At 64.7% G+C, this 13209-nt stretch carries 13 protein-coding genes and 1 pseudogene; 7 read left to right on the top strand and 7 right to left on the bottom strand.

The features are described from left to right. Positions 1–201: 201 nt before the first annotated feature. The 4 genes from rluB to FQ746_RS30645 form a co-directional block, all read right to left on the bottom strand. Complete coding sequence (gene rluB / locus FQ746_RS30660; protein WP_144113570.1) at positions 202–2121, bottom strand: 23S rRNA pseudouridine(2605) synthase RluB; 1920 nt, start codon at positions 2119–2121, stop codon at positions 202–204. Positions 2122–2188: 67 nt separating this feature from the next. Then, positions 2189–3328, bottom strand: a complete 1140-nt coding sequence (gene scpB, locus FQ746_RS30655; protein ID WP_144113569.1) for an SMC-Scp complex subunit ScpB — start codon at positions 3326–3328, stop codon at positions 2189–2191. Positions 3329–3769: 441 nt separating this feature from the next. Beyond that, positions 3770–4996, bottom strand: coding sequence for a pyridoxal phosphate-dependent aminotransferase (locus FQ746_RS30650; RefSeq protein WP_144113568.1), 1227 nt, complete (start codon positions 4994–4996; stop codon positions 3770–3772). Positions 4997–5178: 182 nt separating this feature from the next. Beyond that, a complete protein-coding gene (locus FQ746_RS30645; protein ID WP_144113567.1) occupies positions 5179–6081 on the bottom strand; it encodes a LysR family transcriptional regulator in 903 nt (300 codons plus the stop codon). A gap of 412 nt (positions 6082–6493) precedes the next feature. Between FQ746_RS30645 and FQ746_RS30640 the strand changes: the two are divergent. Both FQ746_RS30640 and FQ746_RS35385 read left to right on the top strand, forming a co-directional pair. Further along, positions 6494–6889: pseudogene (locus FQ746_RS30640) on the top strand (transposase); the annotation flags it as partial. A gap of 318 nt (positions 6890–7207) precedes the next feature. After that, a complete protein-coding gene (locus FQ746_RS35385) occupies positions 7208–7462 on the top strand; it encodes a hypothetical protein (RefSeq protein WP_144113565.1) in 255 nt (84 codons plus the stop codon). Positions 7463–7823: 361 nt separating this feature from the next. Here FQ746_RS35385 and FQ746_RS30630 read toward each other — a convergent pair whose 3' ends face one another. Continuing rightward, positions 7824–8147, bottom strand: a complete 324-nt coding sequence (locus FQ746_RS30630) for a hypothetical protein (protein WP_144113564.1) — start codon at positions 8145–8147, stop codon at positions 7824–7826. A gap of 265 nt (positions 8148–8412) precedes the next feature. Here FQ746_RS30630 and FQ746_RS30625 point away from each other — a divergent pair, with 265 nt between their 5' ends. The 3 genes from FQ746_RS30625 (at position 8413) to FQ746_RS30615 (ending at position 10098) form a co-directional block, all read left to right on the top strand. Next, positions 8413–9129, top strand: coding sequence for a YdcF family protein (locus tag FQ746_RS30625; RefSeq protein ID WP_260854235.1), 717 nt, complete (start codon positions 8413–8415; stop codon positions 9127–9129). Positions 9130–9263: 134 nt separating this feature from the next. Continuing rightward, positions 9264–9506, top strand: coding sequence for a hypothetical protein (locus tag FQ746_RS30620; RefSeq protein ID WP_144113562.1), 243 nt, complete (start codon positions 9264–9266; stop codon positions 9504–9506). A gap of 334 nt (positions 9507–9840) precedes the next feature. Continuing rightward, on the top strand, positions 9841–10098 hold the full coding sequence (locus FQ746_RS30615) for a hypothetical protein (protein WP_007182306.1): 258 nt from the start codon (positions 9841–9843) through the stop codon (positions 10096–10098). Positions 10099–10123: 25 nt separating this feature from the next. Here FQ746_RS30615 and FQ746_RS30610 read toward each other — a convergent pair whose 3' ends face one another. Beyond that, on the bottom strand, positions 10124–10414 hold the full coding sequence (locus FQ746_RS30610) for a putative quinol monooxygenase (protein WP_144113561.1): 291 nt from the start codon (positions 10412–10414) through the stop codon (positions 10124–10126). A gap of 332 nt (positions 10415–10746) precedes the next feature. On the opposite strand from FQ746_RS30610, the gene FQ746_RS30605 reads away from it, so the two are divergent. Beyond that, positions 10747–12042, top strand: a complete 1296-nt coding sequence (locus tag FQ746_RS30605; RefSeq protein ID WP_144113792.1) for an EAL domain-containing protein — start codon at positions 10747–10749, stop codon at positions 12040–12042. On the opposite strand, the gene arfB is transcribed toward FQ746_RS30605, so the two are convergent. Beyond that, entirely contained in the window at positions 12011–12415 is a 405-nt protein-coding gene (gene arfB / locus FQ746_RS30600; protein WP_144113560.1) for an alternative ribosome rescue aminoacyl-tRNA hydrolase ArfB, read from the bottom strand. The genes FQ746_RS30605 and arfB overlap by 32 nt on opposite strands. Before the next feature lie 126 nt (positions 12416–12541). On the opposite strand from arfB, the gene FQ746_RS30595 reads away from it, so the two are divergent. Then, the gene (locus FQ746_RS30595; protein WP_144113559.1) at positions 12542–13183 is read left to right on the top strand and encodes a VC0807 family protein; all 642 of its coding nucleotides are present in this window, start codon (positions 12542–12544) and stop codon (positions 13181–13183) included. The last annotated feature ends 26 nt before the right edge of the window (positions 13184–13209 follow it).

The raw sequence follows: 13209 nt of genomic DNA, 5'->3' as shown, positions 1-13209 counted from the left end.
CAGCGACTCCGCGATTGTAGCCATTTTTCAGCCCAAACGCAAACCGCTGGACGCTGCGCAGAGCGCATTTCCGCTTGATTTCATGGGAATCTTTCGCGGCCGACCGGTGCGTGCCGTCGCCTGGCGCAAAGCCCAAGCAACATCTCAGGCCAGCACCATAGCGAAGGGGCAAAGAATCTGCCCCTTTTTCGCTACCGATGCCTAGCGCCCGCGCGACCGGCCGCGCGGCGCACCGCCGCCCGCACCGCCACGATTTGCGCCGCCAGCGTTGGCGTTGCTGCCACCGCTGCGGTTGCCGTTACCGCCGCGATTGGCGCCCGGGCCTCGCGGACCGCCGCCAGTGCCGGGGTTCGCGCCGCCCGGCCGCTTGCCGCCGCCCGCCGCGCGATTACCGTTGCCGCTCGGCGCACGGTTGCCGTCGACGTCACCACGTCCGCCACGCGGACCCGGCGCGCCACCACTGCCCATCGGGCCGCTGAAGCCGCCCGCGGCACCACGGCCGGCGCCGCGATTTCCGTAGCCACCCGTACCGCCGCCGCTGCCCCCGCCGAAGCCACCGCCCGTCCCACCGCCGAATCCGCCTGCCGCACCACGACGGCCTTGACCGCGCGGCGCCTGCTGCTCGAACCGGCCGTGCGACATCAGCACCGGCTCGCGGTTGATAAAGCCCATCGACGTTTGCATCGGATCCGGCTGCTTGCGCTCCGGCGCCGCACTGCGGCTGCCGCGCTCTTCGGCCGGCGCTTTGAGCCCGACCGACGACATCAGCGCACGAACCTGGTTGTCTTCGAGTTCTTCCCAGCGGCCGCGCTTCAGGCCTTTCGGCAGCGAGATCGGGCCATGTCGCGTGCGGATCAGACGGCTGACCATCAGACCCGCCGCTTCGAACATGCGGCGCACTTCGCGATTACGCCCTTCGGCGAGCGCGACGTGATACCAGTGATTGGTGCCTTCGCCGCCGCCGTCGCGGATGCGCAGGAAATTCGCCGGGCCGTCTTCCAGCTCGACGCCATGCAGCAGCTTCTGACGCATGCCTTCGGCCAGTTCGCCGACCACCCGGACCGCGTATTCACGCTCGACGCTATAACGCGGATGCATGAAGCGGTTGGCCAGATCGCCCGAGGTGGTCAGCATCAGCAGACCCTCGGTATTGAAGTCGAGACGGCCGACTGCGAGCCATTTGGCCGTTTTCATCGGCGGCAGGTTGTCGAATACCGACGCGCGGCCTTCCGGGTCGGCGTGACTGACGATTTCGCCTGTTGGTTTGTGATACAGCAGCACGCGCGGCGGCTTGTTGGCGAGCTTGCGCTTGACCGGCTTGCCGTTGATGCGCACCTGATCGGTCGGCATGATGCGCTGGCCGATGTGCGCCGGCTCGCCGTTCACGGAGACGCGACCGGCGATGATGAGCTCTTCCATGTCGCGGCGCGAACCCATGCCGGCTTCGGCCAGCACCTTGTGCAGTTTCGGCGCGTCGTCGTCGGCGGCCAGCACGCGCTTGGGCGCGGCGGGCTTGCCACGGCGCAGCATCGGCGCACGTACGCCGCCGGTGGCGCTGTTGTCCGCATCGAAAGCCGGCGAAGTCACATAGGAGAACAGGTCGTCCTGACCGGCTTCGGCTGCCACGGCCGTCGGGGCCTCGCCGCCGCGCCGGTTCTGTTGACGCTGGCCGCCTGCGCGCGGCTGACGCTCGCCGCGATTGCCTTCGCGTGGCCCCGCTTCGCGCGGTCCGCCGTCGCGCTGACCACCTTCTCGCTGACCGCCTTCGCGCTTCGCCCCACCCGCATTACGGCGACCGCCTTGGCCCTTCGCGCCGGCGTCCTTGCGTGGCATACGCACCTGCGCGACCACTTCACCGTCGGGCGGTGCTTCGGCCACGACCGGCGCACCTAGCGCCGGTGCGCCATCCTTCGTCTTCGCGCCGGCGCGACGCCGCGCGATCAGACTGCGTGGCCCGCGACGCAGGCCGCGGCGCGGACGGTCGTCGCCGTCTGCTTCCGTGGTCTGCGCCGGGCGCTCGCCCTCGCCTGACGACGCTTGCGTGGTGCGCGTTTCGTCGGCACGCGGCGACGTCACAGCGCGCTCGGATTCGGACGAATCGGTGTCGTGGGTATGTGTCAAAACAACCTCAAAATGTCAGGTCGCGCGCGCCTCTTGCGGACGCGGCAAAAAAAATAGTTCGGTTACGTCAGGCGCTGCGCGACTCGGATTCGTCGTCGGTCAGAATGCCTGCGTCCTTCGCGGCATCGCGGCGATCTTCGTCTTCGGGATCGTCGTGGGCCGCCGTGGTCGAATTCGGCTCGGCGGCGTGCTCCGGATTGCGGAGTACGCCAGAGTCGTGCGCGGGTAGTACCGGATCGGCCTGGGTGGCCGGATCGTGATTCAGTGCGGTCTGGGCGTTACCGGCTTGCGCAGCGCCGCCGGTTGCTTCGTCGGCGTGATTCTGCGGCGCCGCGATTGCAGCCGCTTCCACTGCCACTTGCTCTGCCACTTCCAGGTGCGGCATATCAGCCGGGAAGTCCTGGGTGCCCGTTGCAACGGTGCTAACGGTGCTAACGGTGCTATCGGTTCCGATGGAATCGGCCGGTGTTACTGGAACGAAGGCCGCCGCCGGTTCTAAGTCGTGTTGCTGTCCGGATGCCCGTTCGCCCTCAAATTCCCCTGCGACCCTGGTTTGGATAACGTCAGGCTCTTCCGTTCCCGAAATTTCTTCAGGTGCCCCTGCGAACTGCGCTGCCGCGCCCGGAACCGCCGCTGCTTCGATTTCGGTGAATTCGATAGCGTGCTGGCCGAGCAGGTCTGCATTCAACTGCGCCGACGGATCGGCCAGCGGCGGCAGTTCGTCGAGCGCCCGTAGGCCGAGGTCGTCGAGAAACTGGCGCGTGGTCGCATACAGTGCCGGACGACCCGGTACGTCACGATGGCCGATCACTTCGATCCAGCTGCGATCTTCGAGTTGCTTGACCACCTGGGTATTCACGGTAACACCGCGAATCTCTTCAATATCGCCGCGCGTGACCGGTTGCCGGTAGGCAATGATTGCCAGCGTCTCGAGTACCGCGCGCGAATATTTCGGCGGCTTCTCGGGATGCAGACGATCCAGGTACGAACGCATCGCGGGCTTACTCTGAAACCGCCAGCCCGACGCCAGCCCGACCAGCTCCACACCGCGCCCAGACCAGTCCTGCCTGAGGTCTTCGAGCAACGTCCGAACGGTGTCTGCCGACACGCTGTCGGCAAAGAGCTTGCGCAGCTCGCCGAGCTTGAGCGGCTCCTGCGCGCAGATCAAGGCAGTCTCGAGGACGATCTTCGCCTCTTGGGTATTCATGCAGCCAGGTCGACCTTATGAGTTAGGGTCAAAGAACCGGATCAAACAGACGATGTGGAACTGAAGACGCGCTCGCCCGAATCTGATCGGTCATATTGATGGGAGCACGCACCGGGGGGAGGCAAAAGAGGCAGAAGCGGGCAAAACAGGCTTCGAGCCAAACCCAGCCGGACGGAGCAGCGATATTCCTGAAAGGAATCGCGTGACTGAGCGCCATATTACGCAAAAACAATCTGTGCGTAAAGACGAAATCCCCGCCGGACGACCGCTACGCTCCCGGCTGCTCCTTGACCGGCGTGCCCTGGCACGCGAGTTGACGAGCTGGGGTTAGCCAGATGGCCGATGCGGCATACCCGCGCCTCAGCATGCGGTCCCCCGCCCAGGCCTTGCGGGATCGATGCCCCACGAGGCGCAACTCAAAGTTTCAGCGCGCCACGGTTTTCAGCGCGCCGCGCCGTGCTGCGCGAGAAACCGCTTCAGGCGCTCGACACCTGCATCCAGCCGCGCCGTGTCGCAGGCGTAGCACCAGCGCACGAAACCTTCGCCTTGCGGCCCAAACGCGCTACCCGGCGCCACACCCAGCCCGACTTCGCGGACCATCGCCTTGCAAAGTTCGAGGCTACGCGACGCGCCCGGCATCGAGAAGAACAGGTACATGGCGCCATGCGGCGCCTTCACGTCCACACCCGGCACGTCCGACAGCGCCCGCACCAGATGATCGCGCGAGCTTCGCAGGTCGCGCACCAGTTCCTGGGTGAACCGCTCGCCTTGCTGGACGGCCACGATACCCGCCTGCTGCACGAACGAGGGCGCGCACGACGTGTTGTATTCCACCAGCTTGCCGAGGTCGTCCATCAGGTCCGTGGGCGCGACGATCCAGCCGAGCCGCCAGCCAGTCATCAACCATGCTTTCGAAAACGAGTTCACGCAGATCACGCGTTCGTCGCGCGCGGCCAGATCGAGGAACGACGGCGCCGTGCGCGACGCCGTGCCCGAGGTGTCGGGCGTGGTGTCCGCGTAGTAAAGCCGCTCGTAGACCTCGTCGGCGACGATCCAGATGCCGTGCCGCCGGCAATGCGCCAGCACGGCGCTTTGTTCGTCGCGGCTCATCACCCAGCCAGTCGGGTTGTTCGGCGAGTTGACGAGCAGCATGCGCGTGTCGGGAGTCAATGCCGCGAGCAGTTTGTCGAGGTCGAGTTGCCAGCCGTGCTTGCCGTAATCCAGCGCGACGGTTTCGACATGCGCGCCGAGAATCTTCGGGATTTCGACCAGATTCGGCCATAGCGGCGTCACCGCGACTACGCGGTCGCCTGCTCCCACCACGAGCTGCGCCGCAAGCATCAGCGCATTCACGCCCGCGCTCGTTACGGCAATGTGATCCGACGTCGTCGCGCCGTGCAGATCGCTCACGTAGTCCGCCAGCGCCGCGCGCAACGGCGCGATGCCGAGGTTATGAGTGTAGAAGGTCGCGCCCGCGGTCAGTGCGGCGCTCGCCGCGTCGCGGATGAAGGCCGGTGTGACCCGGTCGGACTCGCCGAACCAGAACGGCAACACATCGGCGACGCCGAAACCCGCATTGGCGACTTCGCGAATCTGCGACGGGCGCAGCGCCCGCACGGCATCGCGCGCGTTGGGAGGGGATGATACTGAAGGATCCAAATCGCGCATCAAAAGCGTCCAGACAGAAGAAATAGAAGAAATCAGCGGAAATCAGCGGAAACAAGCCGCGACAGTTTAGCGCGGCGCTCCGTTCGGCCGAAGGCGAGATCGCCGGAGTGACGGGAATCTGTCCGGGCACAGGTGCAGGGCGCACCAATCTGAAGCGGATATATCCGCCAGCAGGCACGGGCTCAGTCGAGGTCCTCGGCGCGGGCCGGCAGCTGCCGGATCAGCCCCCACACGGCTTCGGCCGCCGGGGACAAGGACCGGTCGCGCCGCCTCACCAGTTCGACGGTGCGTTCTGCGCGCGGCACGAGCGGGCGGGCCACGAGCGACGTGCCAGCCGGCAGCGGCAAGGCCAGCCACGGCAGCACGCTCACGCCGACACCCGCGTCGACCAGTCCGAACACGGTCGCGGAATGCCCCAACTCCTGTACCACGGTCGCGTTGACGCCATGGTCCTGCATGACGGCGTCGATGATCGGCCGGCTGCCCGACGCGCGGTCGAGCATGACGAGCGGCTGACCGTCGAGGTCGACCCAATTCACCTGCTCGTGCGCGGCCAGCGCGTGGTCCTGGCGGGTTATCACGCAGAACGAGTCCGTCATCAACGGTTCGCTCAGCAGATCGTCGGCGGCAAACGGGCCGATGATCACGCCGAAATCGACCTCCCCCGACTTGACCTTGCGCACCACGTCGCTCTGCACGTCGTCCCGCAACCCAAGCGTGATGTACGGGAAGTCGCGCCCACAGGTCGCCACGATGCCCGGCATCAGCCGGCACGCAACCGTCGGGCTGGCGGCGACGACCACCCGTCCGCGCCGCTGCTCGCCGATTTCACGGATTTCCCGCAGCGCGTCGTCCAGATCCGTCAGCAGGCGCGACACGCTCGACACCAGATTGCCGCCGACATCGGTCAGCTGAACTTCGCGCGTGGTTCGGTCGACGAGTTTCAGGCCGAGCTCCCCTTCCAGTTCGCGGACGCAGCGGCTCACCGCCGATTGCGTCAAGCCAATTTCATCCCCGGCTCGGCTAAAGCTCTGCAATCGGGCCACCTCGATGAAAACCCTTAGTTGACGCAGCGTGACATTCATTTACCGGCCTCATCAATGACGCAATTTGATGCGCATTGTAAGGCGAAATGGCGGCCCGGCACTATTTTCCGAACCATCGCTGCGATGCAGCAATAAGGCGCAAACGCACGGTGGACGGGCCTGATTGCACAAGATTGGTGATTGTCCTGATTTGCGAGATGGGTTTTTTGGATTCTTATACGCCCCTAGCTAGCGCCCGCGCTGCCCCGCTGTCACGGGGCTTTCAGCCGGTTGGACTGCTGTTGGCATACTTCCTGCATTTCCCTCTTCACAAGGGTCGGCGCCACGGACTTTCAGCTGTAGAGAGCAAACCGTGACAAGCCCGACCCTCCTTGGCACTCGCCTTCGAGTGCATGGAGAGTGCGCGGCGCGGGGCAGCGCACCGGAGTTAGCTTCGCTGAGGTGAAACATGATGCTGTTCGACGATTTGAGAGATAACGAGTGGGCGTTGGTCGAGGCGCTGTTCTGTGCGGAGCCAGCACGGAGCGAACGTCGCGGTCGGCCTCGTGTCGAAGCGCGCGCGGTCGTCAACGCGGTGCTTTGGGTACTGTCCACCGGTGAAGGCTGGTCCAAGTTGCCGGGCCGCTACCCGTCGCCGCCGACTTGCCGCCGTCGTTTCGACGAATGGCAGGCAGATGGTACGCTCGCCGAAATAGTCAAGCGTCTCGGCACGAGCGGCCGTGAAGTTTCGCTGCGCGGCCGGATTGGCGCGACGGCAGCGAAACCGCCGGCACCGCCGAGCCGTGACCGTCTGCGTGGCGCGTTCTGGACCAACCCGGAATCGTGGCGCGCTCCGGTCAAGATGGCCTGAGTTTTAATTTAGCCGGATTTCCAGTTTGGAAATCCGTAGCCGGGTGCCTTCGGGCGCCCGGCCTGCAAGCGGCTGATCCGCGTCTGTTTCCGGGCGTGCAGCCGACCCGTCGTGGGCACCGCTTTGCGGCGCGCCCTATGCAGTCGTCGCTTCCCTCCATGCCTTGGTCGATACGCCGCTTCAGACTCCTGAAGCGGCGCGTTCGGCGTGGATGAAACAACCATTTACTATTACTTACAGCGTGCTTTCGTCAGACGGCATACCTTAGGCGTATGCAAACAGGCCCGAAATTCCACGGCTTGACGGGAGCGCAGCATGAAACCAATGTCACTGCTTCTGTGCGGCATTGTCGTTTCATCGATAGCCGCACCGGTGCTCGCACAGGAGCGCCCACAAGGATGGAACTGGCGACCGGACCGCGCGGCGAGTATGGAAGCCTGGCAACAAAGTAGCGCGCGCAGTCGCGATTTCACGCCGCCTACTCCGCGCGGCGATTTACGCGGCGACATCGCGAGTAACGTGAGAACACGGCCGGAACCCCAGCGCGAGGAGCCAAGCCGGCGACGCTAAGCCGCAGGTCGCGAACGCAATATTGTTACCAACTGATTCAGACGACGACCTGGCGTCGCCGCAGCATCTCGGCTCGGGCGAGAGGTTGCGACGGAATCCAATAATTTGGGAACCACGACGCGCGAGGCTAGTCTGAATTAACGCCATTAGCACAGCGTGGCAGTAGTAATTCCGGTAAGCCCGTATCTTCGCGATACGGGCTTTTTTTTGGCCTGCGACGATTCCCCCTGTCGCGGTGACACGGACGGATACGTTCGCGCGAGGGGTTTATTCGAAAGAGAGGGAAAAGCGGAACTGCGAATGATGCCACCGACCGCCGAAGCGGCCGGAGCATCGTACCTCGAGTCATCGGGCCGCTAAACTAGGGCCGAACTTCCAGCGCCACCGTGGGGCGTGTTTCGGCGTTGGCCAGCACGTAGTCGTTCATGCGCTGTGCTGTCCAGCTTAGAAGACGCTCGTCGTGAGCGAGCCGGGCAAATTCAGCTCTGCCGCGGTCCGTGAGCACCGCAATGTCGACAGGCGCATGAAAACCGGGCGCCGGTGCGACGGTGCGCTGACGAACGGTATCCATCAGGCCTAATGCACGAAGATATTGGAAGACGCCCGGTCGTCGGGCCCAAGGAACCTGGCGGTATTGCGCCCGCCGTAGCGCTTCAAGTACCGCTTCGTTGGAATACGTGGTCATCTCACTTCTTTCTTAAAGTGCAGCTATGACACATCTATGCCCAACACATCACCGCGCCACCAGTGACGCGCATGGCACCCGCCCGTGGCTGGAAGCTGATGGCCTGCGTGCCATCGAATTCCGCCATGTGCTGCCTGGTCTCATTTTCCGAACCCCCGTATGAACGGCATGTTAGCGTTCTGTCTGCAAGCCGACGATGCAACCGCTGCGGCGCGATAGCAGGCCCGTAGATTCGTCCCGAAAGTCATACGTTACCCCATTTAAATTGATTCTATTCACTTTATTAGCGCTTTTTTTTGTAGCAATCGTGCTCTGGAAACGCGCCCGCCGCCCTCTCGCCCTCTCCGCCTTCGCCCTTTTCTGGCTGCTCGCAGCCGGTTGGCTGACGGTCCCGTTGCTCTATCTCGCGCAGCCCGGCCAGCAGACTCGCACGCCCACGTTCGCCTCGAGTAACGCCATCATCCTGCTGGGCGGCGGCACCATCTATAACGACGACAACGTTCTGGTGCCCCCACTCGATGTCATCAGGCGGATCGATGCCAGCGCCGAGAATTACGCCGCCTGCAAGCGCGCGGCGCCCGAATGTCACGTGATCGTCAGCGGCGGGAATCCGCAGGAGCATCCGGCGACCGAAGCCGCGACTTACCTGCCCTATCTGCTGAAACGGCAGGTGGCGCGCGCGGACATCGTGCTCGAAGATCGCAGCCGCACCACGTACGAGAACGCGCGCAACGTCGCCGCGATCCTCGAACGTTCGCGCTACGAAAGTTTGATCCTCGTCACTTCGGCTTATCAGATGCCGCGCGCGATGCTCGACTTCCAGCGCTTCGGCCTCACGCCGCAGCCGCTGATATCGAGCGTGCGACACGCGCGCCTCGGCGTGCTGCCGCATACCTACAACCTGGTAAGCGCGGAAATTGCCCTGCACGAACTGGTCGGCATTGCGCAATTCCACGTATATCGGGCGATAGGCTGGTTTTAGCCGCATCAGGGGCATAACCCGTCGCACCGCATGCAACGATTCGGCTGCTGGAGCGGATTTTGCTGCTCAGAGCTCATTGCCGCTCCCACTGGGCGACAACGATTGGGTCCATAAACCACTCTGCGGAGGTAGCGATGAAGAAAGTGTCCCTGGCAATCCTGGTTTCCCTCAGCGCCGTAGCCGGTGCGGCGTATGCGCAAGACAACGGCATCATGATGAGCACCGACCCGGCCAAGGCGGCCGACGTCGAACAGCGCGCGCAAGATTTGCAAAACGGTCAGCAAGCGATGGACAGCACCCCGGCCATGGCGCCGAAGCATCACAAGATGGCGCCGCATCACAAGAAGGCGGCGAAGCCGGACGCCGCCAGTTCCTGAGCACGTCGCCGGGTACGGTCTCGGGCCGCGTCGATACGACACGGCGGTACGACACAGCGGTACGACACAGCGGTAAAACACAGCGGTAAAACACAGCGGTAAAACACAGCGGTAAAACACGGCGGTAAAACACGGCGGTACCCAGAATGGTAAAAAGCCGAAACAGGCGCTGCCCGTTTCGGCTTTTTACCGTGCGTTTCACCCCATGCGGCGCCCCGGCAAAGGAAGCGGAAACCGTCGGCCGGCAGCTCGCCGACGGTATGCTAAAGTCGCGCACCGACCGGCGCCCAGCCGGACAACCCTAACCCGTGCGCACCCTGGTGCGGAGGACAGCATGAGCAATATCCAGCTAGATATCGAATGGACTGAAGCAGCGTCCCGCAAAATCGAAAAACTGATGCCGCGCGGCGGTCAGGAAGCATTTCTGGCGCTACCCCCGGTCGAGTGCCTGCCGATGGAAGGCGACGTGCTGTTTCTCGGCCCGGACGGCAAGCAACAGCCGTTTATCGTCGCCGAGCGCCAGTATCATCACGACGGCGACGCCGACTGGACCATCATTCTGATTCTCGACGTCCCGCAAGCTACGCACTAAAAACGCATCACCGGGCCGGGGCCGCTCAGGCGATTTTCGATACCACGCGAATCTCGGAGTGTTCGGCCCAGTCGGCCACGACCTTTTTAAAAGCCTGCAGGTGCTCCGCCTTTGCATGGGCCGCGAGCGCCTCCTGACTTTCCCACCGTTCCACGAACACGAAGCGTCGCGGCTCTTCCACGTCGCGATGCAGATCGTACTGAAGCACGCCCTTGTCTCGGCGCGACGGGCCGACGAGGCCTTCGAGCGCTTCACGCACCTGCTCTTCGAAGCCTGGCTTCGCGACCGTAATGGCGACCACTGCGATTTCGGACATTTACAATCTCCTGATCTAGAAAGAGCAGCAGCATACCCCGCCCCGCGGCAGGCCGTGCACCGGGGCACCGCGAGGGCGCCGCAGGTTGAAAGCGACTCATTCCTGTCCCGCCTCTGTGACACCGCGCACATTCACGCGATTTCCGGACTGCTAGACTCGTTTGACCAATCCGCCGGAGTTCAGCATGGCTGGTATCGCTTTTTGCGTTCCCGCACGCTATCCGCCCGGCTATCCCGATACCTGGGCGGTGTCTCCACGGCGCGACGAGTCGCCTGACCGGACCGATCGCCCCCTGCTCCCCGCCCGCTATGTCCGCTCTCATGTCCGCCCTTATGCCCTCCGTTAGCGAACTGACTCTGGGCGGGCTACTCCCGCGTCTCGTGCGCACCGAGTCCGGCTGGATCGCGACGTGGCGCGCATTGACCTTGCACAGCGTGTTCCAACCGGTGCTGTCGGTCACGCATCAGTGCGTGGTCGGTTACGAAGGCCTGCTGCGCGCCACCGATCCCGTCGGCCTGCCGGTCACGCCCGACGTGCTGTTCGCGGGCGCCCGTTCGCCCGCCGACGCACGCGAGCTCGACCGCATCGCGCGTTGCCTGCACGTCGCCAACTTCATGGAGCAAGGCATTGCCACCGGCTGGCTGTTTCTGAACACGCGGCCGCAGGTGTTCGAGACCGGCTGGCCGCAACGGCCGTTCATCGACGAGCTGTCCGCGCATTTCGGGCTGCCGCAGGAGCGCATCGTGATCGAGGTGCTCGAGCAGCCCGCCGACGACGAGTCCGCCGTCGCGAGCATGCTGGGCGCCTCGCAGCCGCGCGATTTCCTGATCGCCATCGACGATTTCGGCACCGGCTTCTCGAATTTCGACCGCGTGTGGCGCTTCCGTCCGGACATCGTCAAGCTCGACCGCTCGCTGATTGCGCGCGCGGGGAGAGGCGAAGGCGATCAGTCGATGATCAGCCACCTGATCGCGATGCTGCATCAGTCCGGCACGCTGGTGCTGGCCGAAGGCGTCGAAACCGACGAGGAGCTGATGATCCTGATGCAGGCCGACGTCGACTTCGTGCAGGGATTCTGGCTCGGTCAGCCGCAGCGTTCGGTCCACGAAGCCTGCGCCAAAGTGCCGGCGCTGATCGAGTCGATGTGGAGCAAATTCGCCGACTACGAACGCGCGCACGCCGGCCACCAGCGGCTGGGTTTCGACGGCTTTGCCGAGGCGGTGCAGGCGGCCGCGGAAACCTTCCGTGCGACCGGCGACCTGCGCCTCGCCGCGCAGAAGGTCTGGCATCTGCGCGAGGCGCGGCGCGTGTTCATCACCGACGATCATGGCGAGCAGACCGTTCCGTCGGTGTCCGCCGCGGCCGTCCCCGCACCGCCGTTGCGGCATGCGCCGCTCTACTCGCAGGCGCGCAGCAACTGGTCGCGCCGCAGCTATTTCAAACATGCGCTCGCGGCACCCGGCCGCGTCGCGATGACCGGCCCGCATTATTCGCTGGCGGACGGCCGGGACTGCTATACCGCGGCCATTGCGTTCGACCACGACGGCACGCACGTGCTGTGCGTCGACTTCATGCCAATGCCCGCCGCCGACGGCGTCATTCGTCTACCCGCGCCCGGCCGGATTTGACTTCACCGCGCTTCGCCTTGCCGTCGAGACGGCGCCGGTTGGAGGCACGAGTCGGCCGCGTCGCCACCCGCGGCTTGCGCGTCACGCTGACGCTTTCGATCAGCTCGTCGAGCCGCGCGAGCGCCGCTGCCCGGTTCATGTCCTGGGTACGATGTTCCTGCGCCTTGATGATGACCACGCCGTGGCGCGTGAGCCGGTGATCGGACAGCGCGAGCAGACGCATTTTCAGCACTTCCGGCAACGACGACGCCGCGACGTCGAAGCGCAGATGAATCGCACTCGACACCTTGTTGACGTTTTGCCCACCCGCGCCTTGCGCGCGCACGGCGGTGAGTTCGATTTCGTTCGGCGGGATCGGATAGCGGGATGTCATGACGCGGAATCAGGCTGAAAAAACGGCGTGCGGGGCGCCAGTGTACACAGCGCGCCGGCGCAATACCGGTTGCGGCGGCGTAGTCGCTTCATCGATACTGCCCGTTTTGCTCGTGATCTCAATTCCATGAAGCTTCGTCCTGGTTTCGTGCTGGAGATGGCCGTCAACTTCCTGTTGCCCTGGCTGGCTTACCGGCTTGCCTTGCCGCGGCTCGGCGAAACTGGCGCGCTGATTGCCTCCGCCGTGCCGCCGATCGTCTGGAGCGTGATCGAGCTGGTACGGTTTCGCCGCATCGACGCCTTGAGCGTGATGGTGGTCGCCGGCATCGTGCTATCGGTACTGGCGATGGCGCTGGGCGGCAGTCCACGCATGCTGCTGTTGCGCGAATCGCTGGTGTCCGGCGCGGTCGGCGTGGCCTTTCTGCTGTCGTGGCCGCTGCGCCGCCCGCTGCTGTTCTATCTCGCGCGCGCCACCGTGGCGCGCGAAATGGCCGGCGGCGCTGCACACTTCGAGGCGCTATGGCGCGAGCATCCCGCCCTCGCCGCCGCCATGCGGCTGATGACGCTGGTGTGGGGCGTCGGCCTGACTGCCGAAACCGCGCTGCGAGCCTGGATGGCGCTTACGTGGCCGATCGAACGGTTTCTGGTGATCTCGCCCATCGTCGGCTACGGCATTTACGGCGGCCTTGCGCTGTGGACGCTGTGGTATCGCCGGGTCCTGCGCAGCCGCGCCGCGCCTGCCGCGCGGGCTGACGGCATGGCCGGATAGGCGCGCCGGAATTCGCCGCCACGCTT

This window comes from Paraburkholderia sp. BCC1886 (assembly GCF_900996245.1).
In the GTDB taxonomy this organism is placed as follows: Bacteria; Pseudomonadota; Gammaproteobacteria; order Burkholderiales; family Burkholderiaceae; genus Paraburkholderia.
The sequence above is the reverse complement of the archived record's forward strand: the minus strand, read 5'-3'. Positions and strand labels throughout refer to the sequence as shown.

Bases quoted from the DNA above. Each gene is read 5' to 3' on its own strand.
- FQ746_RS35385 (WP_144113565.1), top strand. From the start codon at position 7,208: ATGAAACCAATGTCACTGCTTCTGTGCGGCATTGTCGTTTCATCGATA.
- FQ746_RS30605 (WP_144113792.1), top strand. From the start codon at position 10,747: ATGCCCTCCGTTAGCGAACTGACTCTGGGCGGGCTACTCCCGCGTCTC.
- FQ746_RS30630 (WP_144113564.1), bottom strand. From the start codon at position 8,147: ATGACCACGTATTCCAACGAAGCGGTACTTGAAGCGCTACGGCGGGCG.
- FQ746_RS30620 (WP_144113562.1), top strand. From the start codon at position 9,264: ATGAAGAAAGTGTCCCTGGCAATCCTGGTTTCCCTCAGCGCCGTAGCC.
- FQ746_RS30595 (WP_144113559.1), top strand. From the start codon at position 12,542: ATGAAGCTTCGTCCTGGTTTCGTGCTGGAGATGGCCGTCAACTTCCTG.
- FQ746_RS30615 (WP_007182306.1), top strand. From the start codon at position 9,841: ATGAGCAATATCCAGCTAGATATCGAATGGACTGAAGCAGCGTCCCGC.
- scpB (WP_144113569.1), bottom strand. From the start codon at position 3,328: ATGAATACCCAAGAGGCGAAGATCGTCCTCGAGACTGCCTTGATCTGC.
- FQ746_RS30610 (WP_144113561.1), bottom strand. From the start codon at position 10,414: ATGTCCGAAATCGCAGTGGTCGCCATTACGGTCGCGAAGCCAGGCTTC.
- arfB (WP_144113560.1), bottom strand. From the start codon at position 12,415: ATGACATCCCGCTATCCGATCCCGCCGAACGAAATCGAACTCACCGCC.
- FQ746_RS30650 (WP_144113568.1), bottom strand. From the start codon at position 4,996: ATGCGCGATTTGGATCCTTCAGTATCATCCCCTCCCAACGCGCGCGAT.
- FQ746_RS30645 (WP_144113567.1), bottom strand. From the start codon at position 6,081: ATGAATGTCACGCTGCGTCAACTAAGGGTTTTCATCGAGGTGGCCCGA.